We start from the raw sequence: 17,632 nt of genomic DNA, 5'->3' as shown, positions 1-17,632 counted from the left end.
GGGGGCGATCGCCTAGTTGGCAGGGGCCACTCCTGCAGAGGAGGCAACTGCAGCATCCTTACGCTTTTTCTTTTCGCCAACCGCCACTGGGCGCATTTCAATATGGTTAAGTAAGGTGGTGACAAACGCAAACAGTAAAAAGGGGAGGGTTAGCACTAGGATTAAGCCACCAACTAAAAAGGCTTGAACTGGATTATTGTAGAGGGTGACGGAGGCCGCTAGACCAATAAAAATCACAATGAGCCAAACAATCACCTGACCGTAAATATCCCCAAAGGTGAGGGTGCAGACGAAACGGTACTTTTGCAACTCGTTAGGCATGGGGGCTATCCTCGCGGCTTGGGTAGGCAGTAAGCGAATCTTTGTCGTTGGGGGTGCCGTTCCAGAGTAAGCTGGGACAGCAAGGTACTCGAATTTTAGGAAAACTGCCCTGAAGATTAAAGCCTTTGCAATAAATATACAAATTTCCGGGAACCAATCCTAACTTTAGCGGTGTAGTATGACAAACTGTGTCGAATTTGCAGCTTAACTTCACGGTATCTTCATGTCCCACGCTGTTGTTGCCATTGTGATGGGCAGTGATTCTGACCTGCCGACGATGCACGGTGCGATCGCCATTTGTGAGCAGTTTGCCATTCCCTACGATGTGGCCATTCTTTCAGCCCACCGTACCCCATTGGCGATGGTGGAGTTTGCCCAGGGTGCCCACCAACGGGGAATTAAGGTCATTATTGCGGGGGCGGGTGGGGCGGCTCACTTGCCGGGGATGATTGCGGCGTTGACCCCCTTGCCGGTCATTGGCGTGCCGGTGCCCAGTCGTCATTTACAGGGTCTTGATTCGCTCTACTCGATTGTGCAAATGCCCGCTGGCATCCCAGTGGCCACCGTGGCGATCGGGAATGCCCAGAATGCCGGGCTACTCGCGGTGCAACTGCTGGCAAGTCATAATGCCGAGCTATTAGCCCAAGTGATCGCCTATCGCGAGCAGCTGCGGAATACCGTGACGGCTAAAAATMCCCGCCTGCAGGCCATCGGGGCTGCGGCCTATCTGGAGTCTCAAGGGAGCTAGCGAATGGGGGTGTGAACCGTCACCAGTTTCGTCCCATCGGGGAATGTTGCTTCTACTTGCACTTCTGAGAGCATTTCTGGCACCCCTGCCATGACCTCATCGCGCCCCAGCAGGGTGGTACCGTAGTTCATGAGGTCGGCGACTGTGCGCCCTTCCCGCGCTCCTTCTAGGATTGCGGCTGAAATGTAGGCTACCGCTTCGGGATAGTTGAGTTTGAGGCCGCGTTCTTTGCGCCGCTCTGCCACAAGAGCCGCTGTAAAAATCAGGAGCTTATCTTTTTCTTGGGGGGAGAGTTGCATAGGCTAGGGTAGAGATCAACACTAGGCTCACGCCTTATTGTACGTATTGTATGTTTTGTATGTTTGTATGGCTTAGCATCCCTACCCATTTGGCGGCGCCCTAGAGTCTGCCACCCCTTAAGCCACACTCGACCATGCCGCCTCTACCACGTCGCTCAACCATTGGCGAGTTTTGGCATCCAGTAGGTCATCGTCATCTAGAACCCATGCCTGCACATCGGCAAGGGTGTGGCCTTGGGCACGGCAGATGGTAATCATACCGGCGATCGCTGCAGCGACCAGCTCTTCACTAACGGGGTAGTGGCTGAGGGCGGCCATTTCTTCGAGACTCCGTGGGATGGGATAATACATAGGGCAACAGGGCAATTCTGAGAAACTGTAAACTCTCTTAAACTATTAAGTGAGTACAGTGCAGTTTACGTTAAATTTTGGCTCTGTCAAGCCCCTTACCGCACATTTGAAACAAAATGCAAGAACTGTTCTACGCTGAGATTCCAACACCAGATACCAAGGCAGTCATTACATGGTTACAGCAGACGTTTCAGCCTATGGTGGGGGCGATCGCCCCGAAGCCGAGCGGTGGATGTTGGCAACTGCCCCCCCATGGGACGCAACTGGCGGTGTTTTTCTGGAATTTGCAGCGGACAACCTACCTCAAGGTCGTGCGATGGGGCACGCAGCCATGGCCGCAAGAGGCCGCCTGTGTCAAACAGTTAAGCACCGCAATCCGATCTGCATTTCCGTTGCAGCCGGTCGTACCGCCCCCATGGCCGCAGGGTACCTCAATTTTTGCCGCCTTGGGCGATCGCTATCCGCTGACGGTTAAGTACTTTCAACAGATGCCCCACGGGGAAGCCGACTTGGAGCGGGTTTACTGGTGGGAACAACGTTGGCGGGAAGGGGTACAGCGTCCCACCCCGCCGGTGCCAGTGCTGCAACGAGTGACTAGTCCCTCTGAAGCGCCCACCTACGACTTGGTGTACGTGGGGGGTGCCCTGGGGGTTGTTCATGCAGCGGTGATGGCGCGTCTGGGCTATCGGGTGTTGCTGATTGAGCGGCTCCCCTTTGGCCGGATGAATCGGGAGTGGAATATTTCGCGAGCGGAGTTTCAGAACCTGATTGATTTGGGCTTGTTTACCACCGCTGAATTTGAAAGCGTGATTGCCCGCGAATATTTAGATGGATTCAACAAATTTTTTGATGCCACCAGCCCTGCCCATTGCCGCGCCCCTGTTCTCCATACGCCTACGGTGTTGAATATTGCCCTTGACTCGGCGAAGTTTTTGCGGTTGTGCGGCCAAAAGCTCTGCCAAGCAGGGGGCGAAATTTGGGACTACACCGACTTTGTGGGGGCAACGGTGCACCCCAATAGCGTGGTGGTACAGGCACAGCAGCGCCACACGGGGACGCCGCAGCAGGCGATCGCCCGCGTCCTGATTGATGCGATGGGCACGGCCTCCCCCATTGCCCGGCAGTTGAATGGTGGCCGTGCCTTTGACAGTGTGTGCCCCACCGTTGGCGCGATTGTGAAGGGGATCTCCCCAGAGGTGTGGGATGGCCGCTACGGGGATGTGCTCCACAGCCATGGCGATAGTTCGCGGGGTCGTCAGTTAATCTGGGAGTTGTTTCCCGGGGCAGGGGAGGAGCGCACCATTTACCTGTTTCACTACCACCGTATTGAGCCGCAGTTTCCGGGGTCGCTGCTAGAGCTTTACGAAGACTTTTTTAGCATTTTGCCAGAGTATCGTCGCTGTAACCTTGAGGAACTCACCTGGGTCAAGCCCACCTTTGGCTACATTCCGGGCCATTTTAGTCACCATCGCGGCGATCGCGCCGTCGCCATTGATCGGGTGCTGGCCATTGGCGATGCCGCCTCGTTGCAGTCGCCTCTAGTCTTTACGGGCTTTGGCTCCCTAGTGCGCAACTTGCCGCGCCTCACGGACTTACTGGATACCGCCCTGCGCCATGATCTAGTGCAACAGCCATTCCTCAACCAAATCCGTGCCTATCAAAGTAATACTGCGGTTACATGGCTATTTTCGCGGGGGATGATGGTGCCCAGCGATCGTCCCCTGCCGCCGGAGCGGGTGAATGCTATGCTCAACACCTTTTTTGGCATTCTCGGCCAAGAATCTCCTGAACTGGTGGATCGCTTTATTAAAGATCGCGCCGGCTGGCTACCCTTTAACCGGATGGCACTGCGCGCCGCTTGGCAGAATCCGGGGCTACTGTGGTGGATTTGGCAAATGGCGGGCACCGCAGACTTGCTGCGCTGGCTGTTTATCTATCTGAATTTCACCCTCGATGCGGTGTACCATGCACTGTTTGCCCCTTGGTTGCCGCCCCTTGTCCGGCACGCTCAGCCATGGCTAGAACCCCTTGCCCCCTCCCTTTGGTTCTGGTTGTTAGTGCAAAGCTATGCCCTTACCTACTCGGTGGGGCAACCGCGCCTAGACCGTCCCCTAACGCCCGCAACCGCTCCTGCCACCCCCCCAGCAGTTGATCAAGCCGTATCTCCTCGCTAACCTTGGGAAGCAAAGGTGTTGTGGAGAACACAAAGGTGAATGCAGCGGAGCAAGCCGTTACCCTGCAAATGGCCAGTAAACTGGGGGCGATCGTCCACCTGTTTAAGCAGTGCAATGGCGATTTGCGTGCAGACTTACAGCCATGGGCAGATGATCCCCACACCCGCGATCTCATGGATCCGGACTCCATTGACATTGGCTTCCATCTGCCTGGGTGGAGCCGCCGCTGGCAAGCCCGTAGTCTGCTGCTGCAGATTCGCCTCTATAGCGATTCCGAGATACCCCAGCGCCGCGCCATTGGGCTAGACATCGTTGGCTTTAGTTATATGAGTGAGCAGTGGCGCTTTAGCAGCATTGGCGGCGGCATCTTCAGTGGCAACAACTTGCCCTTGCTAGAGCTGCAACAGCAATTACGCCACCTCAGCCACCAGATTCTAGAGGTGCTCAACACCTAGTGTGGGTTCACAGAGATTAAATCATGACAACTCAACGGGAGCGCGCTTCCTCAGGAAGCGTAGCAGTAGTTTTTCTAGCTCGACCCACACAAACACAAGGGAGCTAAAGCCAATACAAACCGCTAACTCGGTGGCGGACAGTAGGTGAGTGCCAAAAAACCGTCGCAGGGCTGGCACATAGATCAGTAAAAGTTGTAAACAGGTGGTCAAGATGACTGATGCCCAAATGTAGGGGTTAGACCTTGGGCTTATTTCTAGGGTGAGGCGGCTTGTGGAGCGCACGGCAAGGGCATGACCCATCTGGGCAAGGCAGAGGGTCGTAAAGACCATGGTGGCCCAGCGGTCGGGTTCCAGCCCCTCTACTGGATGGGTGGCGGTATAGCCGTAGGCCCAGACCATGAGGGTAATACTGACGATGGCTAAAATCAGCCCAACCCGCACCATGTAGGATCCCAAGCCGCGGCCAAAAATACTTTCATTGGGGGGGATRGGGGGGCGTTTCATCACATCGGGATCTCCGGGTTCAACCGCCAAGGCAAGGGCGGGCAAGCCATCGGTTACAAGGTTCATCCAGAGAATTTGCAAAGGAGTTAAGGGCACTCCCCCTAAGCCCAACAGGGGTGAGGAGGCAATGGTAATAACCTCGCCAATATTCGAGCCAAGGATGTACTTAATGAAGCGGCGAATGTTGCTGTAAATAATTCGACCTTCTTCTGTGGCCGCAACGATGGTGGCAAAGTTATCGTCCAAGAGCACCATATCGCTGGCTTCCTTGGTCACATCGGTGCCTGTGATGCCCATGGCAACCCCAATATCCGCTTGCTTGAGGGCAGGGGCATCGTTGACCCCGTCGCCGGTCATGGCCACAATATCACCGTGGTGCTGTAGGGATTTAACAATCCGCAGCTTGTGTTCGGGTGAGACCCGCGCATAGACGTTGACCTCTAGGGTGGCAGCATCCAGCTCTGCGGGGGTGAATTTTTCAATGTCCCGACCGGTGAGGGCGCGATCGCCCCAGTTACAGATGCCAATTTGACTGGCAATGGCTTTGGCAGTGAGTTGATGATCGCCGGTAATCATGATCGGGCGAATGCCTGCGGTGCGGCAGGTGGCCACGGCCTCTAGGACTTCCGGGCGCGGCGGATCCAAGATGCCCACTAAACCCAACCAGACCAGATCTTGTTCGCTGGACTCAACGGCATCAGCCGCCGGGGGCTCTGCCCAGTAGCGGTAGGCCAGTCCTAACACCCGTAACCCTTGCGCCGCTAAGTCGTTGTTTGCTGCAAGAACGTGTTGGCGGTTCTCGGGGGTCAGCGGTGCCACCGCCGTTCCAACCTGTTGCCATTGGCATCGCTCTAGGGTTAGCTCCGGCGAGCCTTTTGTGGCCATCCAATAGGGGGCATCGGTTGGCAAGTCAGGGATAGAACTGGTGCGATACACGACGCTCATGCGCTTGCGATCGGCATCAAAGGGAAATTCAACCACGCGCTCAGCATTGTGCCGCAGAGCACTGGGGTCTAGCCCTCCTTTGAGGGCAAGGGGCAACAGCGCCCCTTCAGTGGGGTCTCCTAAAATAACCCACTCGGCAGCGTGCTGCTTCAGCAGCGCATCGTTACACAAGGCACCGGCCAGCAGCAGCAGTTGGCGTTCGTACAGCGCATCGGCACTCGTGGCGCTTATATCGTAAAATTCGCCTGTGGGATCATAGCCATGGCCGCTGACCTTAGCGCGGTAGGATGGGGTGGCGATCGCCTGCACCACCATTTTATTTTGGGTCAGGGTGCCGGTTTTATCGGAGCAGATCGTGGTGACGCTCCCTAAGGTTTCCACGGTTGGCAAGCGGCGGATGAGGGCATGGCGTTTCACCATTCGCTGGGTGCCTAGGGCAAGGGTGACGGTAATCACCGCAGGCAAGCCTTCGGGAATCACTGCGACGGCCATACTCAGGGAGACTTCAACAAGGTGCCCGAACAAGGCTCTATCGTAAAGAGTGCCCCCCACAACCACGATAGCCACAAGGACAAGGGCGATCCACACCAGCCGATTCCCCAGTTCTGTCATTCGTTTTTGCAGGGGGGTGGGTTCCTGCTCAACGGCGTCTAAGGCAGCGGCAATTTTACCCAGTTCAGTGTTCATGCCAATGGCGGTAACCACAGCGACCCCSCGCCCTTGGTTGACTTCAGTACCCGCAAACACCAAGTTGTCGCGATCGCCCAGTTCTGTATCCTCTGGTAAGAGTTTGTCAGCATTTTTACTGGCGGCTTCTGCCTCACCGGTGAGAGCCGCTTCGCGAATTTGTAGGTTAACAGCCTCGATCAGGCGGCCATCGGCAGCCACCTTCACCCCTGCTTCCAGAAAGAAAATATCCCCCACCACCAGTTCTGGCGAGTCAATTTCAGTAATTTTTCCTTCGCGGAGCACCCGCACTTTGGGGGCGGCCATACTTTTGAGGGCGGCTAAGGCGTCCTCGGCGCGGGCTTCCTGAACATACCCAAGAATGCCGTTGAGGATAACGACCACTAAAATGGCGATCGCATCTTTAGGAAACGGGATTGTCTGCTCTTCGAGGGCTTCAACAATATCTAACACCCCAGAAATGACCGCCACCACAAGGAGCATGATCAGCATAATATTGCGAAACTGATCCAGCAAAATCTGCCACTTAGGTCGCCGGCCACTTTCAATGAGTTCATTACGACCGTACTGCGCCTGTCGCTGTTGAATGGCCTCATGGCTTAGTCCTTGGTGGCGATCGCTCCCTAACTGAGCGATCACAGCATCGGCACTGAGGTGGTGCCAAGGGGGAGCAGGACTCACAGAGGATGATTCCATGGCAAAGAACGAGACTGACTTCTCCCATCTTTACCTATTTTCTGGGATTAATGTTGCAGGGGCTTCCCAGGCGTTAGGCACGAAATCGCTGCCAGTAATCATTGTAACGAGCCATTAGAGACTGCGAGGGTTGGGCTTGGCTCCAGTATTCAACGAGGGTGTGCCCTGTTGCCCACGTATCCTGCTCAAGGGGCGCACGGGTATGCAGCACAAGGGGGACAATCTCTCTCAGGTCAAAGGAGCGGGGAGTCACTTCGAGGCGATCGCCCGGCGTTTGCAGCAGGGTATAAAGCTCGTAGGCCAGCTGCAGCTTGCACAGAATCACCGGCAACTGCTCAAGGGGCAGCTTTTCCGCCAACAGCCACGCCGCAGCGGGCGACCCCGTCAGCATTGTCGATAGAAACTGCAGGACAGGTCGTTTGAGTAAGTCTGCCACCCCTTGGCTGGTGGTGATACGGCTACAGTAGGTGTCGATCAATCGCGACGCTGCATGGAGGCGGGTCTGGCGATCCTTGAGCCACCGTGCCATACGGATCTGTTTTGCTGGGTTGACCAGACGGAGTACGGTATCGCTCAACTCGGGTAGCCCCCATGCCCTGCGCTCATCCGTGACATTAACGATAGGGAAGAGATGGGGGGTATAGGGGGCAAATTGCTGCTGACGATAGGCCACAGCCTCACGGATACTTACTTCTTTTGCACGGCTACCCCGCTGCCAATCGTAGGGCGGATCCCACTCCCGCAAAGGGCGCAACCGATCAACTTGAGTGACCACCACCACAATCGGCAGATCCGCAACCTGCTGACGAATAATGTCTAAGGCCACTAAATCTGGGGCAAGGGCAGGATCCAGTGCCGGCGTGAGCAGGAGCACCACATCCATCCGTGGCAGGAGTTGCCGCAGACGAGCTTGAATATCCGCACCCTGAATGTCTTCGTAGCCGGGGGTGTCCCACAACATCAAATCCGCTTGCCAACGATACTGGCGAATCTCTGCGGTATTGGGCAGGGGGGAAACATCGGCAGTGGGAGCCGCAAACAAGCTATTAATGAGGCTACTTTTGCCGGCTCCTGTGCGCCCCACCAAAAACACATTCACCGGATCGGTCTCAGCCCGGGTGAGGGGCAGGGTTTCTTCGAGGATATCTTGGAGAGTGCCAGTCTGAAGACTAGGAGATGGGAGGTCAAGGGAGGGAACCGCGCCACTGTACAGGGCGATCGCCCGTAAGCCGAGGGCTTTGAGGGTTTGTTCGCGCAGGGTTAAGCCTAAATTGGCAATTAGGGCTTGGTTGGCTTTTTGCTGTTGCCCCTGAGTGAGGGTGTTGGTCAGGGCAACGCTGGGGTTCAGCAGCCACTGGGAGAGTTGCCATGCGGTGACCCCCCAGCGGGCAGCGGGTGCCCATTGGCGAGAGAGTTCGTAGGCGCGTACCGCTTGCCCCACCGTCACCCGTGACAAAATGGGGTCGAGGGTTTGCAGCCAGCGATCCACATCCTCCACCGTATCCCGCAGGAGGCGATAGGCTTGGGGCACATAGATGTGCAGCAATGGGCGTTGACTATTGGGGTAATACACATGAGCAATGCCATTGACAAGGGTGTGTGCCCGCTGCCAAAACAGGAGCCAATTTTCCCACGGGGGAACATCGTCACGACTCTTGGCCAAAATATCCTGTAGAATTTGCAGCGCCTGTTGATCTTGGGCGGTGCGATCGCCACCGTTGAGCAATTCTGGTAGCGCTGGCGTTGCTTGGGTTTCCACCAGCCAATGGGCTACCCCCCACCGCCAGAGAATGAGAACCACCACCACCACCGCCCACAGCCAACTTAGTCCCCACGCATGAATTTGGATCGAGGCGGCAATGAGAACCAGCAAGGCGATCGCCACCAGTGGTAGTGCCAAAAGAAACCACTTCCACCATGGCAGTTGCGTCATGGCATGTGTCCCTAGGTGGTGACCAGCGGCTCAAAGGGGATGCGCCGGGCATGTCCCCAAAACGCTTCTAAGTTATAGTATTGGCGTTCCTTCGGGAGTTGGATATGGACAATCACATCCCCGTAGTCCATCAGCACCCATGAACAGTTGTCTTGGCCTTCCGTATGCTGCGGTTGTCGTTGGCAGTGGGTTTGAGCAGCCTCCTCCACCGCTTGGTAAATGGCTCGCACCTGCGTTTTAGACAGTCCCGTAACAATGACAAAATAGTCAGTGAGGTACGACACCCCAGTTACATCAAGAAGACAAATGTCCACCGCCTTGCGATCGTCTGCGGCGTAGGCAGCAGTCCATGCTAGCTTGAGGCTAGGGTCAGCGATCGCGGCCACCTGTTGTATCTGTGGAATAGTCAGTCTGCACTCTCCTAATAGTCACTCCCTATCCTTTGATTTTAACGATTTAGTTCTGTTAAATTAGGCAAAGTGTGTTACAAACCCTTACGCTTGACCCCATCCCCCTCGCGTCGCCGCCGTCGGATTGGCTGTGGTACGGGCACTCAGGCGCATGGCACGCCGTAGCACTTCCCCTCGAGCATCGCCAAGCGCTGTTACTGGCCTCGCGTCCATCGCTTTTGGTGTTGGCGGAAACAGAGCCACTGGACTTTATCAGCGGCATCTTGGCAGCGCTGAGTACAGACACCCCCCTCCTCTTGGCCAATCCGCTGTGGCAAGCACACGAGTGGCAGCAGGTGGCCACCGTTGTTCCTAGGGGCTATCAGGCATGGGGAGCGGTTCCTCCTTTAGAGGCGCAGGGAACACCACAAGACTTCAGGGCACCGATGATTTTAATTCCCACCGGCGGCAGCCAAGGCCGATTACGCTGGGCAATGCATACCCTTGGGACGCTCTACAGTGCTGTGCAGGGGGTGCAGCAGCATTTACAGGTGTCAACCCTCCACTGCCTGAGTATTTTGCCGCTGTACCATGTCAGTGGCCTCATGCCCGTGTTGCGATCGCTGTGGACCGGAGGGCAGCTATACGTTGCCCGCCATCTACGAGACCTTCAACACGCTCCAATGCCGCCGAACTCAGACCTTTGGCTATCCCTTGTGCCCCGACAGTTGCACCAAGTGTGTGACGCCCCAATCCCCTGGCTTCAGAGCTTAGCCGGCATTTTTATTGGCGGCGGAGCAACGTGGAACTCTCTGTTAGACACTGCTGAGCGCCATCGGTTACCGCTGTGTTTAAGCTATGGGATGACGGAAACGGCGGGGATGGTCTGCGCGCAAAAGGCGGGTGACTTCCTGCGGGGCGATCGCTCCTGTGGCTCCAGCTTACCCCACGCCCACCTAACCATTAGCACCGATGGCACCATAGACGTGCAAGCCACCTCTTTGGCTCGCGGTTACTACCCCAATCCCTTTGGGTCGCCTGTGTTCCGCACCGACGATCGCGGCGAGTGGCACGGCGATCGCCTCTACATTTGGGGACGCGCCAGCCGCAAAATTATTAGTGGCGGCGAAAACATTTACCCTGAAGAATTAGAGTCCCTACTTCTGAGCAGTGGCTGGGTCAAGGATATTTACATCTACGGTGAGCCGCATCCAACGTGGGGCGAGCAGGTTGTGGCAGCCTATGTCCCTGTTGGGGAGGTAACCCCTGAGCAATTAGAGGAATGGTTACGCCAGCGGTGTAGTGCCTACAAATGCCCCAAGCGATGGCTATCGTGCACGACCTTGCCTCGCACTCCCCAAGGCAAGATCCGCCTGTCTGCCTTCAATACCATAATGCGGCGTTGCTGAATAGACGTATGATGTTCGGGTTTGAGTCTTTTGGTGCCCTCACCCTAGTCCTCTCCCCTATTACGTTATGGCACAGTTGTGAGCCAATCTTGACTTAGGTGTAGGATTACTTTTCTATCTGTTTAAGGCGGCACCCAGATTCGAACTGGGGGATAAAGGTTTTGCAGACCTCTGCCTTACCACTTGGCTATGCCGCCGCAAAGCAATTTCTTATTATAAGTGATTTACCGGCGATCGCGCCGCTAGTACCCTGAGAGGATCATCCGCAGGAGCCTTATGTACCTACACCAACTCCCACTGGGCAGCACCGGTCGCATTACGGCTATTGAAGGGGATGCTGCTTGGCAGCGCCGCTTAGCTGCCCTTGGCATTGCTGTGAACCAACCCGTGACGCTACTGCGACGTGCGCCCTTTAGTGATACCTTCGCTGTGCGGGTGGGCACCCTCACTGAGGTTGCCATCCGTGCCAAGGATGCCGCCACCATTGCCGTAGAACAGGTATCCTAGGAAGCGTAATAATTCTTTATTCTGCTGCTCAACCTCTTTCCCAAGGATCGGCAAACATCTCTATGCAACCCACTGACCCAACGAAGTTTACTGACAAAGCATGGGAGGCGATCGTCAAATCGCAGGATGTGGCGCGGGAGTACCGCAGCCAATACCTTGAAACAGAGCACTTACTCATTGTCATTCTCCAAGAGGAAGGGCTGGGTCAACTGATTCTGGAGCGGGCAGATATTGACACCGACTGGGTGCTGAAGCGGTTGATAGATTTTGCGAAGCAGCAGCCGCGCATCCCAGCAGGCGGAGAACTCTACTGTGGTCGTAGTTTAGATACCCTGCTGGATGAGGCAAATCGCCTCCGCCAAGAACAGGAGGATCAGTTTATTTCCATTGAGCATATTTTGCTGGCCTTTGTGGGCGATCGCCGCATTGGTCAACGGCTATTCCGTGCTCTCAACTGCGATCGCGACCAGTTAGCCGCCAGTGTCAAAGCCATTCGCGGTGCCCAAAAAGTAGCCGACCAAAACCCCGAGAGCAAGTATGCCGCCCTTGAAAAATACGGTCGCGACCTCACAGAAGCAGCCCGCCAAGGCAAGCTTGACCCGGTGATTGGCCGGGATGAAGAAATTCGCCGCGTCATTCAAGTTCTCTCCCGTCGTACAAAAAATAACCCTGTCCTCATTGGGGAGCCAGGAGTGGGWAAAACCGCCATTGCGGAAGGACTCGCCCAGCGCATTATCAACGGGGATGTGCCAGAATCCCTCAAAAATCGCCGCCTGATTTCCCTTGATCTGGGGAGTTTAGTGGCGGGTGCTAAGTTTCGCGGAGATTTTGAAGATCGCCTCAAGGCTGTCTTGCACGAAGTCACTCACTCCGACGGCCACGTCGTCCTGTTTATCGATGAGCTGCACACCGTCGTGGGCGCAGGTGCCAATCAAAACTCCTCGATGGATGCCAGTAATTTACTCAAGCCAATGCTGGCGCGCGGTGAACTGCGTTGTATTGGTGCTAGTACCCTCGATGAGTACCGTAAACACATTGAGAAGGATGCGGCTCTAGAGCGGCGGTTTCAACAGGTGTATATCGGTCAGCCTTCCGTGGAAGACACCATTTCCATTCTGCGGGGTCTCAAAGATCGCTACGAAATTCACCATAACGTTAAGATCACTGATTCTGCCCTTGTTGCTGCGGCCGTGCTCTCGGATCGCTACATTAGCGATCGCTTTTTGCCGGATAAGGCCATTGACTTGGTGGATGAAGCAGCGGCCAAGCTCAAGATGGAAATCACCTCCAAGCCTGCTGAGTTGGAAAGTATTGAGCGCCGCCTGATGCAACTGGAAATGGAGAAGCTCTCCCTGCAGCAGGAAGAAAATCTCAGCCTCAGTAAGGCTCCCCTACAGGCCACTCGCGATCGCCGCCAGCGCATTGAAGCGGAAATTGCTGAACTGCAATCCCGCCAAAAAGCCATGCAGGAGCGTTGGCAAGCTGAGAAAACACTCTTGGAGCGCATCAACAGTCTGAAAGAGGAAGAAGATCACGTCAAGCTGCAAATTGATCAAGCGGAGCGTGACTACAACCTGAATAAGGCAGCTCAACTGAAATACGGTCGCCTAGAAACCCTACAACGGGAACTCGAAGCCACTGAGACTCAACTTCTAGAATTGCAAGCGGCAGGCACCACCTTCTTGCGAGATCAGGTCACCGATGCCGATATTGCCGAAATTGTTGCCAAGTGGACGGGGATTCCGCTACAGAAGCTCTTAGCCTCAGAGCGGCAAAAACTCCTGCAACTGGAAGCGGTATTGCATCAGCGGGTTATTGGTCAACAAGAGGCCGTTGCGGCTGTTGCTGCAGCCATTCGCCGCGCCCGCGCCGGGATGAAAGACCCCGCCCGTCCTATTGGGTCGTTTTTATTCCTAGGGCCAACGGGGGTGGGTAAAACGGAACTAGCACGTACCCTTGCGGATGCGCTTTTTGATGATGAGAGTGCCCTAGTGCGCATTGACATGTCGGAGTACATGGAAAAGCACGCCGTCTCGCGGATGATTGGTGCCCCCCCCGGCTACGTGGGGTTTGATAGCGGCGGCCAACTCACCGAAGCAATTCGCCGCCGACCCTATGCGGTTGTTCTCTTTGACGAAGTGGAAAAAGCGCACCCGGAAGTCTTTAACATCCTGTTGCAAGTCCTCGATGATGGCCGTATCACGGATTCCCAAGGTCGCACCGTGGATTTTCGCAACACGGTAATTATTATGACCAGCAACCTAGGTAGTGAGCATATTTTAGATTTGGCTAGCGATGAAAGCCGCTACGAACACATGCGGCAACGGGTGCTGCAAAGCGTGCAAAAGTACTTCCGCCCAGAATTTCTCAACCGCATTGATGATCTGATTTTGTTCCATGGCTTAGGGCGACAGGAACTCATGCAGATCGCCCAAATTCAACTGCGACGGGTGGAGCGTTTATTGGCAGATCAAAAAATCCACCTAGAGTTAACTGCTGCCGCGCTGGAGTACTTGGTGGCGGCTGGGTTTGATCCGGTCTATGGTGCCCGACCCCTCAAACGGGCAATTCAGCGGGAAATTGAAAATCCCCTCGCCATCAAGCTATTGGAGGAAACCTTTACATCGGGAGACACAATTTTAGTCGATGTTGCCAACGATCAATTGACCTTTACCGCGCTCAATCGCGAGGGCGCAGATCAGTCCCCACCGAGCGTAGGTGCCAGCGGTTCTGGACGTAACTAATGCCACCATTGATCAAGGCAGCAGCCATCAATAGGCCAATGGCAGGCATAAAAAGGGGGTTCCACAGGCGCAACCATAGGTCAAAGCCCAAGGGAATCTCTAGCGATCGCCCTAGCAATGCTAAGACAAACCAACCAAAGCTAGCCAGCACAAAGAAGGTATCAGCCACCAATAGCCAATTCACAATCTCCCGCAGGCGACCCATACCCTAGCCTCCGAGCACCCACTGCTGAACCCGCTTAAGGGTTGGCCATTCTGGCTTGCGTTGGTGGCCATCGGCAAAATTCTCTAGGACTTCTTGGCGTAGCTCGGCAACTGCTGCCACAATGGTTTGAGCCAGTTCAATGTGGGGGCGCACCCCTTTTTTCCCCATCTCTAGCATGGCGATCGCCAGATTAATACGGGCTTGTGGATCTTCAGGGTTGAGTTTGACCGCTTTTTGAGCTGCTTTGTAGGCCGATGGGGGGTTGTCATCTAAGAGGTACAGCCACGACAAGCATGTCCATGCCGCACTGCTTTTTTGGGCACGCTGGCAAATCTCCTTAAACGTGGGAATTAGCTCCGACGCAGGGGCACCGTCTTTATAGCGGGCGATCGCTGCTTCAAATTGACGTTCAACTTCACTCAGGGGTTGCGACGTTTCAGTGGTCAAGGGAGTTACTCCTTAGGCAGAAAAGGATGTGCCACAGCCACAGGTCTGGGTTGCATTCGGGTTTGTAAACTTAAAGCCACCACCAATGAGGGCATTGCTATAGTCTAGGACTAAGCCGTAGATGTAGAGCATACTCTTGGGATCCGAGACCACCTTAAAGCCATCGTAGTCAAATACGTGATCATCAGGACGAATATTGGCAGGGTCTTCAAAATCCATCGTGTAGGACATCCCTGAGCACCCGCCCCCCTTGACACCGACCCGCAGACACAGGTCTTGACCGTGTTTTTGCCGCAGTTCTAAAACGTGCTGTAGCGCAGCATCCGTCATCAAAATTCCTTTGGCAGGCTGTGTTGCTTGAGTCATCACCCACTCCTCCGGTTACGGATCATGTTAGGGTACCGCTTTTATGGTAGCAAAGCTCAGGGATGGGACATCATTTCGTGGGCACGCTTAAAGGCTTCATCCAGTACCTCAGACAGGGTGGGGTGAGTGTGCACATTAAAGGCAAGATGGCTCACGCTTTGGCGATCGCGAATAGCATTAGCCGCTTCCTGAATGAGATCTGAGGCGTGAAGACCAAAAATATGCGCCCCCAACAGCTCGCCCGTATCCGCCCGGAAGATCACCTTCGCTAAGCCATCGGTCTCCCCTTCCGCTAATGCCTTAGAGTTCCCCTTAAAGTAAGTGCGAACCACCTTCACCTCAAACCCTTCTTTTTCCCCAAGGTCACGGGCTTGGGGTTCGGTGAGGCCAACAAAGCTCATCTCCGGATGGGTAAAGGCCGCAGCGGGAATACTGCGATAATCCACAGAGTAGGGACGGCCAACAATGCTCTCCACCACAGCAATGCCTTGAGCCGAAGCCGCATGGGCAAGCATCATTTTACCCGTAGCATCACCAATGGCCCAAAGGTGAGGCACGGGTTCACCCTCACGGGTCACGGCAAGGTAGTCATCGACGGGGATAAAGCCACGGCGATCTAAGCTCACCCCCACAGAGTCCAGACCCAGATCCTCGGTCGCAGGAATACGGCCTGTGGCAACTAAACAGGCATCGACTTCCAGAACCTCAACCACCTCTTTAGTTTGGGTATCGGCTAGCTCAATAACCACCGGGGTGCCCGGAATCACTCGCTTGGCGAGCTTCCCGCTGTAGGTTTCAATATCGCGGGGGGCAATCAAAACCCGCTGCGCCTGCTTGGCGATATCAGGATCAAACGTGGGCATCAACTGATCGAGGGCTTCGATCATCGTGACTTCGCAGCCCAGTGCCGTGTAAATATCAGCAAATTCTAGGCCAATATAACCGCTGCCAATAATGGCTACCCACTGCGGTAACCAATCGAGCTTAATGGCCTCATCACTGGTATAGACGGTTTTGCCATCCACCTCAATGCCAGGCGGTACCCACGGCACTGATCCGGTGGCAATGATAATGTCTTTTGCGGTAACCGTCTTTTCGCCGCTTGGGGTGTGAATACTGACCTTTTGTGGGCCAGCAACTTTGCCACGGCCTATCAGGATATCTACCCCTAGCCGCTTCAGGCTGTTGGTGAGGTCGCCACGGATTTTTTGCACCAGTTGATCGGCATGGGCGGCAACACCGGCGCGATCCACGTTAACTGCCCCTAATTGAATGCCCAGCGCTTGCCAATGACTAGCTTGGCGCAGTTCTCGCACCCGTCCAGCGGCAGCCAGCAATGCTTTTGAGGGAATACAGCCGCGATTGACACAGGTGCCCCCCATGTCTGAGGCTTCCACAATGGCAGTTTTTAAGCCAACGCTGACGGCATGAAGGGCAGCACCATGACCGCCCACACCCGCACCTAAAATGACCAAATCGTAGTCAAAGCTCAAGGATGATTCTCCCAGCACACTTGTTGACGGCAGTTGTGCCTCAACTGCATTTCCCTAGCTTATCAAAGGGGAGTGCCAGATTTGTCTAGATACACCACACCTCTCATAGGTTGTATTAGCTTTTGCAATAGCTTGAAGGCCGTCTTGCAGATGAGCAGGCGTGCTAAAGTGCTTCAAGAAGGTGCACGACTTGAGTAAAAAACTATGGGTTTGCTGGCTGGCTATCAATTTGTCAATGACCTTGAAACAGCAGGTGCCCTAGCCCTCTTCGCGCCGCCGGAGGGTGGGTTTGAGGGGCGCTATCAGCGTCGTCTGCGATCAAAAGGTTATACAACGCTACATTTGAGTGCGCCAGGGCTAGGAGATCTCAGTGCCTACTTAATGCAAGAGCATGGCATTCGCCCCGCCCACACCGGCAAGGAAGCTATTCGCGTGTACTTCCAGCCACCATTGGTGACCTATCACCTTGAGCATTTGCCTCCCAATTCTAAGGGCTTGGTGCTGTGGTTGATTGATGGCAAGAAGCTCTCTAAGCAAGAATTCGCCTATTTGGCGCAGTTGACGCAGACCTTGCCTAAGTTCAAAGTGGTGATTGAGGTGGGGGGCGATCGCGTCGTCCGCTGGGAACCCTTAACGAATTTGCTGGCCGCTGCTTAGCCGCTGTTACATTGTCGATCTATTTGCATGGTAAAAATGGGGGCGATCGCGCCCTCTTTTTGTACTGTCCGCCCTCCCCTTGACAGCACTGAGTAAACCCTCAAGGATAGAGACGGGGATACCAGAGATCACAAATTACAAATTTTAGGAAACAGCTATGACTTCTAACTCAGATTTGACACTCCCACCGACTAAAGTCGGGGGATTCTTACGTAGTCCACAAACGAACTCGTAAAGGCGTGAGCAAACCGCCCCTACACAGTTCCTTGAGGCAAAGCCCCAAAGTTCTGCTTACTTTTCTG

At 55.0% G+C, this 17,632-nt stretch carries 17 protein-coding genes and 1 tRNA gene; 7 read left to right on the top strand and 11 right to left on the bottom strand.

What is annotated here, in order from left to right; genetic code table 11:
- Positions 1–12 precede the first annotated feature (12 nt).
- On the bottom strand, positions 13–321 hold the full coding sequence (locus L5470_RS08035; RefSeq protein ID WP_099798983.1) for a hypothetical protein: 309 nt from the start codon (positions 319–321) through the stop codon (positions 13–15).
- A 223-nt stretch (positions 322–544) separates the two neighbouring features.
- Between L5470_RS08035 and purE the strand changes: the two genes are divergently transcribed.
- Positions 545–1,069, top strand: coding sequence for a 5-(carboxyamino)imidazole ribonucleotide mutase (purE, locus tag L5470_RS08030; protein ID WP_499499289.1), 525 nt, complete (start codon positions 545–547; stop codon positions 1,067–1,069).
- Here purE and ureA read toward each other — a convergent pair.
- Together ureA and L5470_RS08020 are read right to left on the bottom strand one after the other, a co-directional pair.
- Positions 1,066–1,368 (bottom strand): urease subunit gamma, encoded by a 303-nt coding sequence (gene ureA, locus L5470_RS08025; RefSeq protein ID WP_448514025.1) that lies wholly within the window; start codon positions 1,366–1,368, stop codon positions 1,066–1,068. The two genes, purE and ureA, sit on opposite strands and share 4 nt — an antisense overlap.
- Before the next feature lie 117 nt (positions 1,369–1,485).
- Positions 1,486–1,719, bottom strand: a complete 234-nt coding sequence (locus tag L5470_RS08020) for a hypothetical protein (RefSeq protein WP_448514024.1) — start codon at positions 1,717–1,719, stop codon at positions 1,486–1,488.
- 116 nt (positions 1,720–1,835) lie between these two features.
- Here L5470_RS08020 and L5470_RS08015 point away from each other — a divergent pair, with 116 nt between their 5' ends.
- The gene (locus L5470_RS08015) at positions 1,836–3,893 is read left to right on the top strand and encodes an NAD(P)/FAD-dependent oxidoreductase (protein WP_499499286.1); all 2,058 of its coding nucleotides are present in this window, start codon (positions 1,836–1,838) and stop codon (positions 3,891–3,893) included.
- 20 nt (positions 3,894–3,913) lie between these two features.
- Positions 3,914–4,348 carry a Tery_1686 family protein gene (locus L5470_RS08010; RefSeq protein WP_448514022.1) on the top strand — a complete coding sequence of 145 codons (435 nt, stop codon included), beginning with the start codon at positions 3,914–3,916 and terminating at the stop codon, positions 4,346–4,348.
- Between the two features lie 21 nt (positions 4,349–4,369).
- On the opposite strand, the gene L5470_RS08005 is transcribed toward L5470_RS08010, so the two are convergent.
- The 3 genes from L5470_RS08005 to rsfS all read right to left on the bottom strand — a co-directional run bounded on the left by L5470_RS08005 (position 4,370) and on the right by rsfS (position 9,499).
- Positions 4,370–7,180, bottom strand: a complete 2,811-nt coding sequence (locus L5470_RS08005) for a cation-translocating P-type ATPase (RefSeq protein ID WP_499499284.1) — start codon at positions 7,178–7,180, stop codon at positions 4,370–4,372.
- Positions 7,181–7,253: 73 nt separating this feature from the next.
- Complete coding sequence (locus tag L5470_RS08000) at positions 7,254–9,113, bottom strand: GTPase family protein (RefSeq protein ID WP_499499282.1); 1,860 nt, start codon at positions 9,111–9,113, stop codon at positions 7,254–7,256.
- An 11-nt stretch (positions 9,114–9,124) separates the two neighbouring features.
- The gene (gene rsfS / locus L5470_RS07995) at positions 9,125–9,499 is read right to left on the bottom strand and encodes a ribosome silencing factor (protein ID WP_227517311.1); all 375 of its coding nucleotides are present in this window, start codon (positions 9,497–9,499) and stop codon (positions 9,125–9,127) included.
- A gap of 95 nt (positions 9,500–9,594) precedes the next feature.
- On the opposite strand from rsfS, the gene L5470_RS07990 reads away from it, so the two are divergent.
- Complete coding sequence (locus tag L5470_RS07990) at positions 9,595–10,911, top strand: AMP-binding protein (protein ID WP_198405942.1); 1,317 nt, start codon at positions 9,595–9,597, stop codon at positions 10,909–10,911.
- A gap of 125 nt (positions 10,912–11,036) precedes the next feature.
- On the opposite strand, the gene L5470_RS07985 is transcribed toward L5470_RS07990, so the two are convergent.
- A tRNA-Cys gene (locus L5470_RS07985) sits at positions 11,037–11,108 on the bottom strand.
- A gap of 79 nt (positions 11,109–11,187) precedes the next feature.
- Here L5470_RS07985 and L5470_RS07980 point away from each other — a divergent pair.
- Together L5470_RS07980 and clpB are read left to right on the top strand one after the other, a co-directional pair.
- Positions 11,188–11,418 carry a FeoA family protein gene (locus L5470_RS07980; protein WP_099798976.1) on the top strand — a complete coding sequence of 77 codons (231 nt, stop codon included), beginning with the start codon at positions 11,188–11,190 and terminating at the stop codon, positions 11,416–11,418.
- 62 nt (positions 11,419–11,480) lie between these two features.
- Positions 11,481–14,162, top strand: coding sequence for an ATP-dependent chaperone ClpB (clpB, locus tag L5470_RS07975; RefSeq protein WP_499499280.1), 2,682 nt, complete (start codon positions 11,481–11,483; stop codon positions 14,160–14,162).
- Here clpB and L5470_RS07970 read toward each other — a convergent pair.
- The 4 genes from L5470_RS07970 to lpdA are packed head-to-tail and all read right to left on the bottom strand — an operon-like array spanning position 14,098 to position 16,673.
- Complete coding sequence (locus L5470_RS07970; protein ID WP_099798975.1) at positions 14,098–14,367, bottom strand: DUF8620 family protein; 270 nt, start codon at positions 14,365–14,367, stop codon at positions 14,098–14,100. The genes clpB and L5470_RS07970 overlap by 65 nt on opposite strands.
- A gap of 3 nt (positions 14,368–14,370) precedes the next feature.
- Positions 14,371–14,814 (bottom strand): tetratricopeptide repeat protein, encoded by a 444-nt coding sequence (locus L5470_RS07965; RefSeq protein ID WP_227517310.1) that lies wholly within the window; start codon positions 14,812–14,814, stop codon positions 14,371–14,373.
- A 12-nt stretch (positions 14,815–14,826) separates the two neighbouring features.
- Entirely contained in the window at positions 14,827–15,180 is a 354-nt protein-coding gene (locus L5470_RS07960; protein ID WP_198405941.1) for a HesB/IscA family protein, read from the bottom strand.
- A gap of 56 nt (positions 15,181–15,236) precedes the next feature.
- Positions 15,237–16,673, bottom strand: coding sequence for a dihydrolipoyl dehydrogenase (gene lpdA, locus L5470_RS07955; protein WP_499499277.1), 1,437 nt, complete (start codon positions 16,671–16,673; stop codon positions 15,237–15,239).
- A 204-nt stretch (positions 16,674–16,877) separates the two neighbouring features.
- Between lpdA and ndhN the strand changes: the two genes are divergently transcribed.
- Positions 16,878–17,330 carry a photosynthetic/respiratory NAD(P)H-quinone oxidoreductase subunit N gene (ndhN, locus tag L5470_RS07950; protein WP_099798973.1) on the top strand — a complete coding sequence of 151 codons (453 nt, stop codon included), beginning with the start codon at positions 16,878–16,880 and terminating at the stop codon, positions 17,328–17,330.
- The last annotated feature ends 302 nt before the right edge of the window (positions 17,331–17,632 follow it).

It is taken from the genome of Synechococcus sp. PCC 6717 (genome assembly GCF_022698185.1).
Taxonomy (GTDB): domain Bacteria; phylum Cyanobacteriota; class Cyanobacteriia; order Thermosynechococcales; family Thermosynechococcaceae; genus Thermosynechococcus; species Thermosynechococcus lividus.
Note: the sequence above shows the minus strand (reverse complement) of the source record. Positions and strands in the feature narration are given on the sequence as shown.